Source organism: Mucilaginibacter koreensis (assembly GCF_054783355.1).
The window spans coordinates 2,916,155-2,933,353 of the sequence record NZ_BAAGQS010000001.1; the positions used below are offsets into that span (position 1 = coordinate 2,916,155).

At 46.5% G+C, this 17,199-nt stretch carries 16 protein-coding genes; 10 read left to right on the plus strand and 6 right to left on the minus strand.

Annotated features, from left to right (window positions below; translation table 11 throughout):
* Positions 1 to 154: 154 nt before the first annotated feature.
* A complete protein-coding gene (locus ACYVNW_RS13080; protein ID WP_460680320.1) occupies positions 155 to 934 on the minus strand; it encodes an exodeoxyribonuclease III in 780 nt (259 codons plus the stop codon).
* 258 nt (positions 935 to 1,192) lie between these two features.
* Here ACYVNW_RS13080 and ACYVNW_RS13085 point away from each other — a divergent pair, with 258 nt between their 5' ends.
* Positions 1,193 to 1,438 (plus strand): hypothetical protein, encoded by a 246-nt coding sequence (locus ACYVNW_RS13085; protein WP_460680321.1) that lies wholly within the window; start codon positions 1,193 to 1,195, stop codon positions 1,436 to 1,438.
* Positions 1,439 to 1,477: 39 nt separating this feature from the next.
* Here the strand turns inward: ACYVNW_RS13085 and ACYVNW_RS13090 are convergent, their stop codons facing one another.
* A complete protein-coding gene (locus ACYVNW_RS13090) occupies positions 1,478 to 2,170 on the minus strand; it encodes a peptidylprolyl isomerase (RefSeq protein WP_460680322.1) in 693 nt (230 codons plus the stop codon).
* A gap of 248 nt (positions 2,171 to 2,418) precedes the next feature.
* Positions 2,419 to 2,763, minus strand: a complete 345-nt coding sequence (locus ACYVNW_RS13095; RefSeq protein ID WP_460680323.1) for a hypothetical protein — start codon at positions 2,761 to 2,763, stop codon at positions 2,419 to 2,421.
* Between the two features lie 132 nt (positions 2,764 to 2,895).
* On the opposite strand from ACYVNW_RS13095, the gene ACYVNW_RS13100 reads away from it, so the two are divergent.
* From ACYVNW_RS13100 to ACYVNW_RS13120, 5 genes are all read left to right on the plus strand, one after another.
* Entirely contained in the window at positions 2,896 to 3,213 is a 318-nt protein-coding gene (locus ACYVNW_RS13100; protein ID WP_460680324.1) for a hypothetical protein, read from the plus strand.
* Between the two features lie 92 nt (positions 3,214 to 3,305).
* Positions 3,306 to 5,597 (plus strand): TonB-dependent receptor, encoded by a 2,292-nt coding sequence (locus tag ACYVNW_RS13105; protein WP_460680325.1) that lies wholly within the window; start codon positions 3,306 to 3,308, stop codon positions 5,595 to 5,597.
* Positions 5,598 to 5,772: 175 nt separating this feature from the next.
* Positions 5,773 to 6,864 (plus strand): ligase-associated DNA damage response exonuclease, encoded by a 1,092-nt coding sequence (locus tag ACYVNW_RS13110; RefSeq protein WP_460680326.1) that lies wholly within the window; start codon positions 5,773 to 5,775, stop codon positions 6,862 to 6,864.
* Entirely contained in the window at positions 6,861 to 8,477 is a 1,617-nt protein-coding gene (locus ACYVNW_RS13115; protein ID WP_460680327.1) for an ATP-dependent DNA ligase, read from the plus strand. The genes ACYVNW_RS13110 and ACYVNW_RS13115 overlap by 4 nt, the downstream gene beginning before the upstream one ends.
* Before the next feature lie 387 nt (positions 8,478 to 8,864).
* On the plus strand, positions 8,865 to 9,914 hold the full coding sequence (locus ACYVNW_RS13120) for a ligand-binding sensor domain-containing protein (RefSeq protein WP_460680328.1): 1,050 nt from the start codon (positions 8,865 to 8,867) through the stop codon (positions 9,912 to 9,914).
* 81 nt (positions 9,915 to 9,995) lie between these two features.
* Here the strand turns inward: ACYVNW_RS13120 and ACYVNW_RS13125 are convergent, their stop codons facing one another.
* Entirely contained in the window at positions 9,996 to 10,643 is a 648-nt protein-coding gene (locus ACYVNW_RS13125) for a TIGR02117 family protein (RefSeq protein WP_460680329.1), read from the minus strand.
* A 244-nt stretch (positions 10,644 to 10,887) separates the two neighbouring features.
* Between ACYVNW_RS13125 and msrA the strand changes: the two genes are divergently transcribed.
* Positions 10,888 to 11,376, plus strand: a complete 489-nt coding sequence (gene msrA, locus ACYVNW_RS13130) for a peptide-methionine (S)-S-oxide reductase MsrA (protein ID WP_460680330.1) — start codon at positions 10,888 to 10,890, stop codon at positions 11,374 to 11,376.
* A gap of 84 nt (positions 11,377 to 11,460) precedes the next feature.
* On the opposite strand, the gene ACYVNW_RS13135 is transcribed toward msrA, so the two are convergent.
* Positions 11,461 to 12,168 (minus strand): hypothetical protein, encoded by a 708-nt coding sequence (locus tag ACYVNW_RS13135; RefSeq protein ID WP_460680331.1) that lies wholly within the window; start codon positions 12,166 to 12,168, stop codon positions 11,461 to 11,463.
* Positions 12,169 to 12,532: 364 nt separating this feature from the next.
* Between ACYVNW_RS13135 and ACYVNW_RS13140 the strand changes: the two genes are divergently transcribed.
* Both ACYVNW_RS13140 and ACYVNW_RS13145 read left to right on the plus strand, forming a co-directional pair.
* The gene (locus tag ACYVNW_RS13140) at positions 12,533 to 13,321 is read left to right on the plus strand and encodes a DUF1835 domain-containing protein (protein WP_460680332.1); all 789 of its coding nucleotides are present in this window, start codon (positions 12,533 to 12,535) and stop codon (positions 13,319 to 13,321) included.
* Position 13,322: 1 nt separating this feature from the next.
* Entirely contained in the window at positions 13,323 to 14,081 is a 759-nt protein-coding gene (locus ACYVNW_RS13145; RefSeq protein ID WP_460680333.1) for an SDR family NAD(P)-dependent oxidoreductase, read from the plus strand.
* 125 nt (positions 14,082 to 14,206) lie between these two features.
* On the opposite strand, the gene ACYVNW_RS13150 is transcribed toward ACYVNW_RS13145, so the two are convergent.
* On the minus strand, positions 14,207 to 15,754 hold the full coding sequence (locus ACYVNW_RS13150; protein ID WP_460680334.1) for a glycoside hydrolase family 10 protein: 1,548 nt from the start codon (positions 15,752 to 15,754) through the stop codon (positions 14,207 to 14,209).
* 323 nt (positions 15,755 to 16,077) lie between these two features.
* Here ACYVNW_RS13150 and ACYVNW_RS13155 point away from each other — a divergent pair, with 323 nt between their 5' ends.
* Positions 16,078 to 17,010: a hypothetical protein gene (locus ACYVNW_RS13155; RefSeq protein ID WP_460680335.1), complete on the plus strand. Its 933-nt coding sequence runs from the start codon at positions 16,078 to 16,080 to the stop codon at positions 17,008 to 17,010.
* Positions 17,011 to 17,199 lie beyond the last annotated feature (189 nt).

A 17,199-nucleotide genomic window follows, 5' to 3' on the forward strand; every position in this document is an offset into this window, starting at 1 on the left:
AGAGAGAGTCAAGAGCCGAGAATCAAGAGTCAAGACTTTTAGATAAATGATAGAAAGAGAAAGGACAAAAGATAAAGGAATTACACCCTTCGTCTTTTGTCCTTTCTCTTTTTATTTGGAGCTCCTCTTGGTTCTTGATTCTCGGCTCTTGACTCTATCTCCCTTCAACAGGGCTCAACTCTACCAGCACCGGGCAATGGTCGGAGTGTTTGGCTTCCGGCAAAATGGAGGCGCGTTTGATGTGCTTTTCCAATTCTTTGGTTACCATAATATAATCAATACGCCAGCCTAAGTTTTTGCCACGAGCCCCGGCGCGAAAGCTCCACCAGGTATAATTGTGCGGCTCAGGGTTTACATGCCTGAAGGTATCTACAAAACCATTGTCTATAAATTTATCCATCCATGCACGCTCTTCGGGTAAAAAGCCGGAGGAGTTGGCGTTTGATTTAGGGTTATGAATATCAATCGGCTTATGGCAAATGTTATAATCCCCGCATACCACCAGGTTTGGGTAAGCCCATTTCAACTGGTTCAGGTATTCGCCAAACTGGTCTAAAAAGCCATACTTAAACGTTTGCCGCTCATCGCCGCTCGAACCAGAGGGGAAATAAACGCTCATTACCGAAATATCCTCAAAATCTACCCGGATGTTACGGCCTTCGCGGTCAAATTCGGGAATGCCGCAGCCGTATTCTACATGCCTGGGTGTATGTTTGGTTAAAATGGCTGTACCACTATAACCTTTCTTTTCGGCCGGGTACCAGTAGTGCTGGTAGCCCAATACCTCTAACAGGTGCAAATCGGTAATTACATCAGGCGAAGCCTTAATTTCCTGTAAACATACCACATCGGCATCAGAGGCCTGTAGCCAGCTCAGCCAGTTTTTACTCATGGCCGAACGGATGCCGTTTACATTATAGGTTATGATTTTCATCAGTTTAAATCGTATTTCGGGAGAGAAAATTCCCATACAAATTAAGCAATTGGTACGGGCTTGAAAAAGTGTTTACGCGAATTTAAAATTGCACACATTTATGTACAATGTACACGCCGCTGATGTATTAACTGAACAGTTTTTAAGATATGCTATTGATGCCAGATGCAGCTAATGGCTGAAATACACAAATACAGCTAACACTGGCTTAACATGGAATGACTTTTGTTCACAGCTAAATACAAAACAATTACGTCCGTGAAAGCCGAATACCTGAAGCAGCTGATTGACGAGATGAGGCAACAAGCTGCAATTAACCAAGCCCGCCTGCAAGCCGTTAAAAACGGCGCTACCGCTTTTAAACAAAGCGTAAATACCTTGCAACGCGATTTAATTCAAACTCAAGACCAGTTTACAGCATTAACTACAGGTATTGCTTATGATACCCCGGTGAGAAATATGAATGCTCCTGAAGTTGGCTTACGCCAAACAGGTTCTTATTAAAGTTTCATTTTTTTGTACTGACTTTAAACTGTTAAAGCCTTACAGCCTTAACAGTTTATCCATTGCCTTACATTCTTTCTTGCTCAATACTTCCACCGTCATCGGTATATCTTCCATCGGGCGGTCGCGGCTGTCTTTTTTGACGGCAGCAATGCGGTCTACCATATCAATACCGGTTACCACTTCACCATATACGGTATAATTTTGGTCTAAGTGCGGCACGCCGCCTACTGAGGTATACCAGTTGCGCTGCCATGCGGGTATTGTATGGCCTGTCAAGCGGGTTTGTTCTAAGGTATCTAAACGGCCGGAGGTAAAACGACGGCCTTCTACAATATAAAACTGGCATCCACTGCTGGCTTTTTTAGGGTTATCATCGCGTGCAGCCGCCAATACGCCTCGTTTGTGAAACAGGCTATCATTAAATTCGGCAGGTACCGTATAACCTACATCACCATTGCCCAGTTCTGCACCCGGCTTGGATTTTTTCGAATCCGGGTCGCCACCCTGAATCATGAAGTTTTGTATTACCCGGTGAAACAGCGTGCCGTTATAAAAACCCTGTTTAGCCAGTTTAATAAAATTATCGCGGTGCTGCGGCGTTTGGTTATATAGCCTGATGATCACTTCACCGTAACTGGTTTTCATACGCACATACTGGTTTTTAGGCGGCTTGGCGTACGTGGCGCTAAAAGTAAACAGGAGCAGAAGGATAGTAAAAAGTTTTTTCATGAAGTGAAATATAGAAAAAAGATGCGATGTTGAAGAAACTGAGTTTTGTATTAAGCCAATAACTTGCGCTGTCATGCTGAGGCACTCGAAGCATGGGTGCACTGGCCACGCCTCTGAACGCCCGTGCAACTCTCCCTTCGACGGAGCTCAGGGTGACAATGGTAGTGCTTTAAAAAAATAAAAGAGAAGAATATAAGTACAGGTGCTTCGCTGCCGCTCAGCATGACATTGCTGGAGAAATAGAAGAACTAACTTTCCATTTCTTCAAAATAATTCACAATCAGCGTTTTCATCAGCATTTCCTGCTCCAGCAGGGTATAGGCAGGGATAGGTTTTACCAGTTTCCAGTGCGGCCAGCCGTCCTGGTCCTGCCCTTCCAACTCGTAAAAGCCCAGCTGACTGAACAGCTTGCAGTTGGCAATATGCATCAGCTCTTCTTTTTGTCGCTTGTTGAACTTTTTGGGCCCCTGGCCCAGTTCCTGCACACCAATCAAGAAGAGCAGTACTTTCAGGTCGGGAATATCGCTGTCAAAATCGGCAGCAATGCGTTGTTGCAGGTCGGCAAACCTCTTATTTACTTCGGCAGGGGTCATTTCAGGGCAAAAATACAGGTAAAAGATGGCTTTGCAGGCGTAAGCTAACAGTATTGTTACTTTTTTACCCTGATGTTATGAAATGGATGCCTATTTTTGCAACAGCATAACTGTTACCCGTAAGGTTTAGGTTTGAAATCAGGTAAACTACATATCGCTTTCTCATGGATACTGCTGCTGTGCTTTGTGGCCGGCCAGTACATGGTGTATGCACACCAGCACCATGCCAAGGTACATGCGATAGTAGTTAACAAAAAGCCCTTTCCGCCCACAGTAAAAGAACGTTGCGATTTGTGTGATGCCATGCACCACAACGTAATGCTGCCCGGCGTGCAAACACAGCTGCCGGTATTGTACAGTACTTCTTATTTTCACTTTGTGGCCAGCGAGCAGGACTTTGTGCCTATCGGCCTGGTACTGGCTTCCGGACGGGCGCCACCTGTAGCTTAAGTATTCCGTTTAATTTTTCGTATTCCTTGTTTTTTTGAATTGATGATGCTTCAGTAGCATTATCTTATTTAAGCTATTTACAAATTTTAAAAATGAAACTTAAGATCTCAGGCCTAATGCTGTTGATGCTGATTAAGCTTACCGCATTGGCCCACGTTATAAATTTTACCGGCCGTGTAATTGATGCCGATAATAAACAAACCCTGCCCGGCGCTACCGTTATTATTCCAGAACTTCGGCTATCTACTGCTACCAATGCAGATGGGCAATTTACTTTTCCTTCTATCCCGCAGCGCGGCCGTTTTGTGGTACAGGTACAATTTATCGGTTACCAAACCCTAACCCAATCTGTTGACTTTTCATCGCGCGAGCCTATTACCTTCAGCCTAAAGCGTAGTATTGTTGAAACACGCGAGGTGGTAATTACCGGTACACCCATTGGCGGCAGCAGTAAATCAAACAGCACCTCGGCCGATGTGGTGCATAAAGACCAATTGCTGCAAGCAGCGCCTACCAACTTAATTGACGCCTTAGCCCGGCAGGTACCCGGCGTAAGCCAGATCACTACCGGCCCCGGCATTTCAAAACCCATCATCAGAGGTTTAGGATATAACCGGGTAGTTACGGTAAATGACGGTGTAAAGCAGCAGGGCCAGCAATGGGGCGATGAACACGGTGTAGAAATAGACCAAAATCAGGCCGACCGTGTAGAAGTACTGCGCGGCGCGGCTTCTTTACTATACGGTTCGGATGCCATTGGTGGTGTAATTAATATTTTAGAGCCGCTTACCCCGGCCGAAGGCCATATCAAAGGCGAGGTGGTATCCAGCTACTCAACCAATAACGGCTTAACCAATAATTCGCTGATGCTAACCGGTAACGAAAATGGTTTTGTATGGCGTGGCCGTGGTTCTTACCAGAATGCCTACAACTTTAAAACACCAGACGGTTATTATTTTAACAGCGGTTACAACAACACCAGCCTGAGCGGTATGCTGGGCCTAAACAAAGAGTGGGGCTACTCGCATTTAAACCTGGAGTATTTTAAAAACAACATCGGTTTTTATGATTCCGAACCCGGCGATCCGCTGTATACCCAAGACAAAACCCGTACGCTGGATTTTCCCCGCCAGGATATCCGCCACTATAAAGTAGCCTTAAATAATAATTTCATTATTGGCAGTGGCTCATTAAAACTGGATTTGGGCTACCAGAAGAACCAGCGCCGTGAGCTGGACGAACCCACACCCGCTTTATTTTTCGATCTGAATACATATTCATTGGATGCTAAATATTACCTACCTGAGCAAAACGGATGGCAGCCTATTATTGGGTTGAGCGGCAGCCAAGAGCACAGCATCAATAAAGGAACTGAATTTCTGATTCCGGCGTATGACCAATTTTCTGCCGGCGCTTTTGGTTACATTAAAAAAAGCTGGAACCAAAGCACCTTCAATGCCGGTTTACGGTTTGATTATGTAAATAACCAAGGCAAGCAGTTGTTTGTAGAAGGCGCGGAGCAGTTCCCTGGCTTTAAAAACAACTTCGGCAACATCAGCGGCGCATTGGGTTATACCCACATCTTTAATGAGTATCTAAATTTTAAAGCCAACGCGGGTTCTGCCTTCCGTGCGCCTAACCCTGCCGAATTAGGCTCTAACGGTGCGCACGAGGGTACTACCCGTTTTGAAATCGGTAATGCCAACCTTTCACCCGAGCGCAGCTACCAAGCCGATGCCACATTGGAGTTTGACAAAAGCATCATTACCGGCAGCATCGGCATTTATGAGAATTATATCCATAATTACATTTATGCCTCGGGCGCTAAAGGCGATACCCGTACAGAGTTGGATGAAAACGGCAATCCGCAGGTATTGGATGTATACCGCTACGGTCAGGTAAATGCTAACTTGTATGGTGTTGAAGGAAGTTTAAACCTTCACCCTACCAAGTTTTTGCATTTGGATAATACATTTGGTTACACCCATGCCCGCAATACCAGTTTTGATAAACCACTGCCGCTCATTCCGGCAGGGGTAGTGCACAATACGCTGCGGTTTGAACCAGATATTAAAGGCCTCACCAATTTTTATGCATTTGTGGGTATAGATAACTTTTTCAAGCAATACCGCATTGATCCGGTGTTTGAAACCCCAACCAATGCCTATACGCTTTTAAATGCAGGTATCGGAACTACATTTAAAATTGGCAACCAGCAACTGAAAATATATGCCTCGGGCAATAACTTAACCAACAAACGCTATTATGATGCCCTGAACCGTTTGCGCCCGGGCCGGCTTTCGCAAGAAGACCCTACCTACGGCGTTTGGAACCCGGGCCGGAATATCACCTTCGGCGTGTACCTGCCGCTGAACATTAAATAAGCCCTTATTAAATAAGAGTGCTGTTAAGCGCCAAAACCTTACTGTTATGGTAAGGCTTTGGCGCTTTTTTTTATGTGAGTAATTTTACTGAAAAATAATCTGCAAACTACCGGCGCTATATAACAGCACCCTGTGCTTCTAAAACCAAAGCAGCCGTTCAAAGGTTGTTTAATTAATGGCTAAAGCACCCTTACTTGAATTTACCGACAAAGGCATTTACTGCAGCAAAGGCAAGTTTTATATTGATCCCTGGAAACCTGTAAACGATGCCGTCATCACCCATGCTCACTCCGACCATGCTTATGCCGGCCACAACCATTACCTGGCTCACCATTTATCGCGCGAGGTACTGCGCTACCGTTTGGGCGAGATTAACCTGCAAACGGTAGAGTATGGCGAAACGGTGTATAAAAACGGGGTGCAGATTACCATGTACCCAGCCGGCCATGTCATCGGCTCAGCACAGATACGGGTGGAAAGCCAAGGCGAGGTGTGGGTGGTATCAGGCGATTATAAAGTGGAGGATGATGGTGTTTGCACTCCCTTTGAACCGGTGCGCTGTCACCATTTTATTTCTGAATGTACCTTTGGTATGCCCGTCTACAAATGGAAGCCGCAACCACAGTTGTTTGAGGATGTAAACCGCTGGTGGCAACATAATGTAGAAAATAACCTGGCTACCGTAATCGTAGGCTACTCTTTAGGCAAAGCGCAACGCATTTTACAAAATCTGGATCTGTCCATCGGTAAAATATACACACATGGTGTGATTGAAAACACCAATGAAGCACTGCGCCGTAATGGCATCATCCTGAACCCTACTGAGCGTATTACGCCCGAAAGTAATAAGGAGGCCATACGCAAAGGAATTGTGATTGCACCGCCATCAGCTGTAGGCACGCCCTGGATGCGCAAGTTTCAGCCCTATAGCTTTGGTTATTGTTCCGGTTGGATGGCCCTGCGCGGAGCCAAGCGCCGCCGTGCGGCCGACCGCGGTTTTATCCTCTCTGACCATGCCGACTGGGATGGCCTCGTAAGCGCCATTGATGCCACCGGCTGCGAAAAAGTATACCTTACTCACGGTTATACCGCCAGTTTTGCCCGCTACCTAAGCGGCATTGGCTTTGACGCACACGAGGTACACACGCTATATGGTAATGACGAAGGTTTAGCTGCCAACGAGGTGCCAGCCGAGGAAGCCGGTTCTCAGCCCAATGACCAGGAACAGGATTTGGCCCAAGCCATGAAAGGAGCCGAAGCCAAATGAGAAACTTTGCCCAACTGTTTACCTCGCTCGACGAGACGAATAAGACCAACGAAAAGGTACGGGTCATCAAGGAATATTTCAACACCGTACCCGATACCGATAAAATGTATATGCTGGCCCTGTTTACCGGCCGCAACCCCAAGCGACAGATCAACGCCACGCAGATACGCAACTGGGCCATTGAGGCCTCGCACATACCCGCCTGGTTGTTTGAGGAAAGCTACCATGTGGTAGGCGACCTGGCTGAAACTATTGCCCTGCTGCTGCCCCAGCACGACCAAAGCAGCAACAAAACCCTCACCGAGTGGATGGGTGAAATTACTGCCCTGGGCGATCTGCCCGAAGAAATGCGCAAAGCCTGGCTGCTGGAATCATGGGCGGCGCTGGATGCACAGGAGCGTTTTGTGTTCAATAAGATATTAACCGGCAGTTTCCGAGTAGGGGTATCTCAAAACCTGGTAATTAAAGCACTGGCCGAGGTGACCGGCATGGAGGCCTCCGTACTCACCCACCGCATTATGGGCAACTGGAAGCCGGAAGTATACCAGTTTACCGAATTGATTGAACCCGGTGGCGCACTGGATGATGTATCGCGCCCCTATCCTTTCTTTCTGGCTTATCCCATTCAGGAAACCTCGGAACGCCAGAAAACGCATGAAGATTTGCAGAACGCTTTAGGCGATGCCGCCGAATGGCAGGTAGAATGGAAATGGGATGGCATCCGCGCCCAATTGATTAAGCGTGATGATCAAATTTTCATCTGGAGCCGGGGTGAGGATTTGGCTACTGATAAGTTTCCGGAACTGCATGCCTTTTTACATGAACTACCTAACGGTACGGTGATTGACGGCGAGCTGCTGAGTTTTAAAGAAGGCCAACCCCTGCCCTTCAGCTTTTTGCAAACCCGCATCGGGCGTAAAAACCTCACCAAAAAAATTATGGAGGAAAGCCCGGTAGCCGTAATTGCTTATGATTGTTTAGAGTATGATGGCGAAGACATCCGCTATAAAACTCAAACCGAGCGCCGCCAACTACTGGAAGGCTTGCAGGCGGCTACTTCATACCAGGAATTGTTCCGCATATCGCAACTGGTGGAGTTTGATACTTGGGAACAGCTGGCCGGTATCCGTGAGCAATCACGAGCGATGATTGCTGAGGGGTTGATGCTGAAGCGCAAGAGCGCCCACTACCAGGTGGGCCGCCGCCGGGGCGACTGGTGGAAATGGAAAATTGACCCGCTCTCGGTAGATGCCGTAATGATTTATGCCCAGAAAGGCCACGGTCGCCGGGCCGACCTGTATACCGACTATACCTTTGCCGTTTGGGATGGCGACAAGCTGGTGCCCTTCGCCAAAGCATACTCCGGCCTTACCGATACAGAGATCAACAAGGTGGATGCCTTTGTGAAGCGCAACACCATTGAAAAGTTCGGCCCGGTGCGTACCGTAAAGCCGGAGCTGGTATTTGAAATAGGTTTTGAAGGCATTAACAAATCCACCCGCCATAAATCGGGCGTAGCCCTGCGCTTTCCGCGCATACTACGCTGGCGGCATGACAAGCCGAAGGAGGAAGCCGATACCATTGAAAGTTTGCGGGCCCTGCTGGGCGAGTAAAGCAGGTGCTGCGTGGGTGTTGCGCGCAGCGGATGCAGCACGGCAGCACTACGCAGCACCCGCAGCAGTGGCATCAACGTGTCAGTAGTTTTTTAGTGAAGGTTTGGTAGGATTGTTACTGTAGTTATAATCTACAGGCATAGGCGTTCGAAGTTATAAACTTCGCACAGCAGGAGCCTCCGACAGGTATTTCCTTTTCTGGATGTGTGATGATGAGTACTCGGCATCTCATCGAATGATAGTTCACACTTTTATTTACAATGTAATCTTTTTTAATTTGATGAAAGGCGCTTACTTTAGCTCACCTTGTCCTGCAAGTGTAGGTTAATAAGCTGCAACGTCATCATACACCCGTAATCTACTGCCCCATATTTAAATCAATCAATAATGAAATACGCCCCCTTTTACGCTGTGTTATTTGCCTTTATTTCCTGTACCTGCTGTGGTCAGAACAAACCCACATTACATCAGGATACCAGTAATTATGCGGTAAAAGACCCTGTTTCATCCTTTGGGCCGAGCAAGATGATCCGGAATATCATACAGGGCAGAAACGGCACCATTCTTATGGCGGCATCGTTTGCCGGCATCTTTAGCTATGACGGCCACTCCTTCAGGAATTTGACTACTAAATTAGGCCCGCGCAGATACTGGAATGTGCTGGAAGACCGACTGGGCCATCTCTGGATAGCAACAACAGATTCAGGAGTGTATCGATATAGCGGTCAATCGTTTTATCATTTTACCACCAGAGAAGGGTTGGCGAGTAATAGCGTCTTTTCCATTTGTGAAGATAAGGCGGGGCACCTGTGGTTCGGCACCGGGAATGGACTCAGCCGCTATGACGGTCAATCTTTCCGGAATTTCAGCACTCAGGACGGACTTTCCAATAACAGCATACATACGGTCATAGAAGACCGGACCGGGAAGTTGTGGCTGGGCACAAGTGGAGACGCTTGCGTTTATGATGGGCAGACATTCTCCGTGCTTAAAAACAAAGAGGGGAAAGCCTTTTACAATGTGTGGTCGATTATGGAGGATAGAAAGGGTAATATTTGGTTCGGTGCATCCATCATCGACGATAAGAAGGGCAATACACTGTTCGTTTCCAACGGTCTTTGGCGGTATGATGGCCGCACTTTTACCAAAGCAGCCAACCGGGATGCTACTGCAATCATAGAGGATAAAGAAGGGAATATCTGGACGACCGGCAGTTCGCGTCACGATGGGGTGGACAACTGGATATTTTCACGTTATGAGCACAAATCATTGTACGACAAGATACCCATAGTTACCGACATCATGTCGGTAAAAAAAATGCTGTGTGGAATACTCGAAGCCAGCGATGGAAGTATTTGGTTCGGGTCTATCAACGGGGTGTACCGGTACGATGGCAAAACCATCACCGATTTTAGAAGTCAGCCACATCCAAACTAAGGGAGCAGCTTCCCAGCTGTTCGAAATTTCTAACTTTATACAGCCAAGGTATTAATATTAGAACACGACAAAATGTACAGATCAGTACTTGTCGAATATGGGCTTATCTCTTGGTGTCCATATACATGCTTTTTGCCCACAAGCTTTTAGCGCGTTATTGGCCCAGGTATTACAGGTATAAAAAATGTTGTATTTTCTTTTCGCCTCATAAAAAGCATCGTGATCATTATAATTAGCAGTGGTTTTTATATTTATTACGTTTCCGTTTGCATCCATTTGCAGGCTACTTTCAATATATCTGATTAGCCTTAAATATTGTTGCCTGCTGATGGTAATCTTTTTGCATGACGAGTTTTCGTTCAACTGGTTATAAAACGTTGCGTGTATGGCCGAACTGCTTAACCCAAAGGCTGCCTTAAAAGCAATACTGAATTTTAGCTGTGCCCAAGTTGGTGTGTTTAAATAAAAACCCTTATCGCCCCAGCCAAAAGCTATTAATGTTGCATTAGTATCAGGCTTAATTACGTTATTAAAACTAATTTCCTGGCTCCAATCCTTCTCTGCTGTTTTTAAAGGAACAACTACATCTGTATGCACACCGTTGGTTAGAATGTAGATAATAATATTTTTATCTAATTCCGCTTCCGCAGGTACACTAATCGCTGGTATAGTAAAGGCAGCAATTAAGTAAACAGCCACAAAGCCGATCAAGCTTAGCACTGTGTACATTATGACTTTGAGCAGTTTTTTCAAATGTTTAGTATATCAGTTAAAGCTTAATACATTTTTAAAGTCGAGGTAACCCATTTTTAAAGCAGAAGAAATAGCAAATGCTGGCTTGCTGTTCGAATTTTTCAACTTTGAACCATTATGCGATTAGTTTACAACTACCCGTCATTGCACATAAACCTTATCCTGCCCAAACCGTTATTTAACAGAATAATGTAAATTGCAGTTAAAATACAGAAACCATATGAGTACAGAAAAAGCCATTTTGGCTGGCGGATGTTTTTGGGGCGTGGAGGAACTGATCAGGCATCAGCCGGGGGTCATCTCTACACGGGTAGGGTATACCGGCGGCGATGTACCTAACGCCACTTACCGCAACCACGGCACCCATGCCGAGGGCATTGCCATTGAGTTTGATCCAGAGCAGCTATCATACCGCAAATTGCTGGAATATTTTTTCCAGATCCATAACCCCACTACCCGTAACCGCCAGGGTAATGATGTGGGCATGTCATACCGTTCGGCCATATTTTACCTGAACGATGAACAACGCCAAACGGCCGAGCAGTTGATTGCCGAAATGGAGGCTTCGGGCAAATGGCCAGGCAAAATAGTAACCGAAGTGGTACCCGCCGGCGATTTTTGGGATGCTGAAGAAGAGCATCAGGACTACCTGCAAAAAAATCCTTACGGCTATACCTGCCATTACGAGCGGCCGGAGTGGACGTTGTAAAAGCATTTGAACTAACAGCGCCCCGTCGTGGTTAATGTGATGACGACGGGGCGCTGCTTTTGTGTGGTTGTTCAGGCTTGCAATCTATAATAACACCTTTCGTTTATTACCATGGCGGTCAATGGCTTCAACCACGGCTTCATCTTTTTCATTTACATAAATCTGCAGGCATGGGTTTCCTTTGCTATCGTTCAGGAACAGGCCCACCGTCCCATTTCCATTTTTGCCCAAAAAGAGGCGCTTCTCCAAATGATGTGCGGCTTTAAACCGGCTAATACCTGCACTTAAGGCTGCAGTATCCTTCAAACGCTTTAACGAGTCGAAATAGTCCAGCTGTTGTAATAACGAAAAATCGTCCCTATCGTTAATAGTGAGTCCGTACCTGCGCTCCGGTTTACCCTGCCCGTTCTGCTGGCTATAGTTCAGCTGCACAATCTGGTCGTTCTTATACTGGTCCATAGTAAAACTCATATCAGCCGATGCCTTGCTACCTTCTGCTATCAGGCCGCCGCACTCATCGCCTTCATCATTAAAAAATATAATACCGGCAGGGCGATCCCGCTGCGGCAGATTTTGGTTATTCATACGCCCGGGGTGCTGCCGGGGCCGGTTGCTAATCACCATGGCCGGTTTACCATCGGGGTTAACTATATTGATGCGTTGCACGGTCAAGGTTCCGGGTTTACTGAACCGGGGTATCAGCGCCGTAGCGATCAAAACTATTACTGCAATTCCAAGGATGGCTACACATATTTTAAGCTGCCAAACCTGACGTTCAATTGATGAAGACATAATTCACATATTGAGAAATACGTTAAGTTAGCAAACCAGCCATTATTGATTATTGATACCTGCTTCAGCAGGTCCCCGCTTGCCTTTACTTACGCAACATTTAAAATAAATTTAATTAAATATTTGATTACGCGGATATAGTAGAAACCGGGAAACTTTTCTGCACACAGTAGAACTTTGATTTCATTACCCCCTGTGCTATTTTTCTAAGCCAGATTAAAGTATCGGCACTTAACTGTTCAATAGTGGCGATATAAAATAGCAAACCCCTTAATATCCTCATTATCAACTTAAATTAATTTGCCAAATTTACAGCCGCTGCAAAACTCAAATCAAAAGCAGCACTCATAAGTTATATTTATACATGAGTAACATATTGCATATTTTAAACGGCGATGCTACCCTGCACAGCTTTGAACAAACCGGACTGGAAGGCGACGTAATGATATGGCGTGAGGTACTATCGGAAGGGCCGCTGGCCGAAGATGTATCAACTGCCGAATTTTGGAAAGCACGCAAAGCCTGGATTACCCAAACCTTTGATGATACTGATGAGAATTACGAACAAAAAGTAATCACAGAACTGGCCAAACTGAATGAGCCTTACGAAGAAATCAACCTGTGGTTTGAATTTGATTTACATTGCCAGGTGAATTTGCTGGCCGTCATGCAATTGCTGAAGCGGCAGGTTGATTTATCGCAACCCCGTTTATACCTCATTAGCCCTGATGATTACCCGGAGGTAACCGATTTCAGGGGCATGGGCCAATTAAACGGTAGCCAGCTGGAAAACCTGTACGACGGCCGCCTCAGTATCAGCGAGGTAGATTTTTATGTGGCTGATATTGCCTGGAAGCTATTGGTGAAGAATAATCTGCCCGAACTGCGCCAATGGCTCAACACCAATAAGTATTGGGGTAACCTGCACTGGCTGTATGCCGCTTTAGAAGCGCACATTAACCGCCGCACTACCAATGCCAACGGTTTCAACAGTGTTGAGCAGGCCCTACTCAACCTGTACCAAAGCGGCATCACCGAGAAACACCATTTGCAGGAGCACTTTTGGCGTCAGTACCCCATTTATGGTATGGGCGATAAGGAACTGGATTTGTATTTGGCTAACTTGCAGCAAAAAGATTTAATTGCTTTATAAAATGAACCTCACCTCAAAAACATACCTCATCAGCGGGGCAGGCAGCGGCATTGGCCGCAGCATAGCACAGCAATTGGCTGCCGCAGGCCACCGGTGTGTGTTGCTGGGCCGCAGCACAGATGCGCTTACCTATACTTTACACATTTTGCAGGGCACAGGCCACCAGGTAGTGAGTGCCGACATACGCCATACAGACAGCCTGCGAAAAGCTGCCTACCAATGCAGCGGCATTCCGATCAACGGCTTAATTGCCAACGCCGGTATAGGTGGCGAGAATTACTGGGGCGAAGCCGATCGCTGGGATGATATTATCAGCACCAACTTAACCGGCACTTACAATTTTGTTAACACCTTTTTGCCCTTACTGCGTAAAACCGAAGGCACCCGGCACGTGGTAATCACCTCATCGGTACTGGCGCGGTTGGGCGTAGCCAATTACTCGGCTTATTGTGCCTCCAAGGCCGGACTGTTGGGCTTAATGCGTTCATGGGCAGTACAGTACGCACCCGAAGAAATTTTGGTGAATGCCATTTGCCCCGGTTGGGTGGATACCCAAATGTCGCAGGAGGGGTTGCAGGGTATTGCCGATGGCATTGGCATCAGCAAGCAGGAATTTTATGATATGGCTATGCAAAGCGTACCACTGCGCCGCATGAGCCAACCCGAGGAGATTGCACAATTGGTTACTTACCTGGTTAGCCAGCGCTCCATCACCGGCCAGGCACTGGATATCAATTGTGGCGCAGTGATGGCCCCCTAACCCCCTGAAGGGGGAATTGAAGTTTGGGAAATCAGATAAAAGAGAAAGGACAAAAGACAAAGCAAACAGCTTCCAATCTTTTGTCCTTTCTCTTTTAACCAAATTTCTGTTCCCCCTTCAGGGGGTTAGGGGGCAACGGTTACCGTAAACGGTTCCGAATGTTCGCTCTCGTTTTTGAGGCGATCAATGGCGGTTACGGCGTAAATGTACTTTTTGCCAGGTTGGGCAGTGGCGTCTTCGGCTGTGGGTGTAGCATTGTATTGTATGCTGATGATATGTGCCGGGCTGTTGAAGTCCAGCTTTTCGTTTTCTTCAAAGCGATAAACTACATATCCATACACGGGTTCTTTATCGCGGGCCGGTAAAGGTGCCGTCCAGTGTAGCAATACGCGGTTACGCTCGGTACGGGCAGTGAGCAGGCGCGGTGTATTAGGCGCCACAGAATCTAACCATAGCATGGGTGGCGGCAGGGCTTTGTATTGGTAATAATGCCGGCGCAGAGAGTCGGTAAAGCCCAACAGGTTTTGCTTCAATGAGGCCGAACTAAAGTAGATACTTCCCTGCACCCGTGGGTTGTTGCGGATGTAACGGATTTGTGCCGGCAACTGGTCGGGTTGCCTGAAACCGGGCGAGCGCACCTCATTAATTCGGTAGGCCGCCTGGCCTATATATAAGTGATGTCCGTTGGCCTGTAGGCTCCACCAATCCACCAGTTTCTCAAAAGCAGCCGAGCGGTTATTAAAAGGCCAGTATAGCTGTGGGCTAATGTAATCAATCCAGCCTTCTTTAATCCATTTACGGGTATCAGCAAACTGCTCCACGTAAGAAGCCCCGCCGTTGGTAGCCGAGCCTTCGGGACTTTGATTGGCATTTTGCCAGATACCGAACGGACTGATACCGAATTTCATTTGCGGCTTGTACTTGTGAATACTGTCGGCCATCATTTTAATCAGCACATCCACATTATTACGGCGCCAGGCGCGGATGTCGGTAAAATCACCGCCGTATTTCTGAAAAGCCTCGGCATCGTTAATGCGCTGCCCGGCAATAGGATAAGGGTAAAAATAATCATCCATATGGATGCCGTCTACATCATAGTTCTTAACCACATCCAGTATCACCTGCACAATGTACTCGCGTACATCGGGCAAACCCGGATTAAACAGTTTGATGCGCCCATAAGTAAAAAACCAGTCGGGATGAACTTTGGTCACATGCTGCGGGCTCAGGCTGGCAAAGTTACCATCAAAGGTGGCCCGGTAAGGGTTAAACCAGGCATGCAGCTCCATACCGCGCTTGTGCGCTTCGGTAACGGCCAGTTCCAGTGGGTCATACCCGGGATCGCGCCCCTGCTGGCCGGTGAGGTATTTTGACCAGGGCTCGCGGCTTTTGGCATACAGGGCATCGGCCGCAGGGCGCACCTGCAGCATTACAGCATTAATACCGGTTTGGTGATGAAACTCCAGCAGGTTGGTTAATTCCTGCTGCTGTTTTTCGGCAGTGGCCCTGGCATTCAGGGGCCAGTCAATGTTAACTACGGTAGCTATCCACACCCCTCTGAATTCGCGTTTGGGTGCAGGCTGCAGCTGTTTTATGGTATCGGTTTGCGCTTGTAAGGTAAAATGCGTTAATAAAACAGCCAGCAGCAGTATCCATCGTTTAGTCAAATTCATCTTCCTATAACCCCGTATTTTTAAAAGAGTTGCAAAGATATACAAACTCTTTTTACCGCTGCTTTAGTACGCTGCACATCGCCGAAGTTTTGATTTTTTAACTGATTATAGTACTTTAGGGCTGTTGTTACTTTACATCTGCCCCATTAAAAACAATATTTTTTACGGTGTGAAATACTTAAACCCGTATTTACATAGTTAATGAAGTAAAGCCCAACAATAATTTAAATATTGAATTTGCCTGCATTTGTAATTTACATAGCAGCATTTAACCAAGCACAGCCCGTAGGCTGCTGTTAATTATTTACTATTTTTTTATACGAATGGAAGTAAAAACTCAACAGAACCCTAATTCTAAAAAAAACTCTAACGTTATTTATTTTTTAGTGGCTGTACTGGTGGCTTTGTTGGGTACAGATGTATATCTGTACATGCAAAAGAAACAGGAAGTGCACAGCATCACTACGCGCAGCGAAGATGAAAAAAGCCGCCTGAAAACAGAGCTGGACAGCCTGGAGGTACAGCTGGAAACCCAGGTACAGGAAGCCAATGCCAGCAAAACTAAAATGACCTCAGCCATGCGGGCCCGTACCGATTCATTGCAGGCCAAAATACGCGAGTTGCGCGTACAGTTAGCTAAAGGCAAGCTTACCGCGGCCGATTTAAAAAACGCCCAGGAAGATATTAAACAACTACGCTACTTCGTAACCAAATACACTGCTGATATTGAGGACCTGAAACGCCAGAAAGCAACACTGGCCGAAGAGAATGATACTTTGAAAAGCAACCTGGCTGTAGTATCAACCAAGGCCACTACCCTGCAAAAGCAAAACGAGGAACTGACTACCAAAGTTAAAGTAGCATCGGCCCTTAAAGTAGCCGGCGCCGAGGTAACAGCTTATAAAATTAAAGGCAATGGCAAAGAAACCGATGTAACCAAAGCCAAGACGGCCAAAAAGCTGAAAATTAACTTTACAGTAGCCGCCAACGCCATTGCCGAAAAAGGCCTGCACGATATTTACATCCGTGTAATTGACCCTACCGGCAACCTCATTACCGGTACCGATGCGGGCACCTTCAATGCTGATGAGCAGGATTTGCAGTATACCTACAAAACCGCCATTGATTTTAAAGATGATGGGGCTACTTACACTATTGACTGGGTTAACCCGGCTACCTTTCAAAAAGGAGCTTACACTATTATCCTGTATGCTGATGGTTACACCATGGGCAAAACAACACTGACCTTGAAATAATTTTTTTCATTTCATATTTTATAAAAAGCGCCTTGGAATCATCCAAGGCGCTTTTTATTTAATCTTACTTTTTGGCAAGCCTGCAATTTGTCGCAAATACCACCCTATGTTGCCGTTTTTGCACCATGTGGTTTCGAGCCGCGCCACTTAACTTTGATTATATCAAACCAGCATTTAAAACGTAAATTC

Excerpts from the sequence above, each read along its gene's own strand:
- ACYVNW_RS13120 (WP_460680328.1), top strand. The coding sequence starts at position 8,865 with ATGAAATACGCCCCCTTTTACGCTGTGTTATTTGCCTTTATTTCCTGT.
- ACYVNW_RS13110 (WP_460680326.1), top strand. The coding sequence starts at position 5,773 with ATGGCTAAAGCACCCTTACTTGAATTTACCGACAAAGGCATTTACTGC.
- ACYVNW_RS13140 (WP_460680332.1), top strand. The coding sequence starts at position 12,533 with ATGAGTAACATATTGCATATTTTAAACGGCGATGCTACCCTGCACAGC.
- ACYVNW_RS13080 (WP_460680320.1), bottom strand. The coding sequence starts at position 934 with ATGAAAATCATAACCTATAATGTAAACGGCATCCGTTCGGCCATGAGT.
- ACYVNW_RS13135 (WP_460680331.1), bottom strand. The coding sequence starts at position 12,168 with ATGTCTTCATCAATTGAACGTCAGGTTTGGCAGCTTAAAATATGTGTA.
- ACYVNW_RS13145 (WP_460680333.1), top strand. The coding sequence starts at position 13,323 with ATGAACCTCACCTCAAAAACATACCTCATCAGCGGGGCAGGCAGCGGC.
- ACYVNW_RS13150 (WP_460680334.1), bottom strand. The coding sequence starts at position 15,754 with ATGAATTTGACTAAACGATGGATACTGCTGCTGGCTGTTTTATTAACG.
- ACYVNW_RS13155 (WP_460680335.1), top strand. The coding sequence starts at position 16,078 with ATGGAAGTAAAAACTCAACAGAACCCTAATTCTAAAAAAAACTCTAAC.
- ACYVNW_RS13095 (WP_460680323.1), bottom strand. The coding sequence starts at position 2,763 with ATGACCCCTGCCGAAGTAAATAAGAGGTTTGCCGACCTGCAACAACGC.
- ACYVNW_RS13105 (WP_460680325.1), top strand. The coding sequence starts at position 3,306 with ATGAAACTTAAGATCTCAGGCCTAATGCTGTTGATGCTGATTAAGCTT.
- ACYVNW_RS13115 (WP_460680327.1), top strand. The coding sequence starts at position 6,861 with ATGAGAAACTTTGCCCAACTGTTTACCTCGCTCGACGAGACGAATAAG.
- ACYVNW_RS13090 (WP_460680322.1), bottom strand. The coding sequence starts at position 2,170 with ATGAAAAAACTTTTTACTATCCTTCTGCTCCTGTTTACTTTTAGCGCC.
- ACYVNW_RS13125 (WP_460680329.1), bottom strand. The coding sequence starts at position 10,643 with ATGTACACAGTGCTAAGCTTGATCGGCTTTGTGGCTGTTTACTTAATT.
- msrA (WP_460680330.1), top strand. The coding sequence starts at position 10,888 with ATGAGTACAGAAAAAGCCATTTTGGCTGGCGGATGTTTTTGGGGCGTG.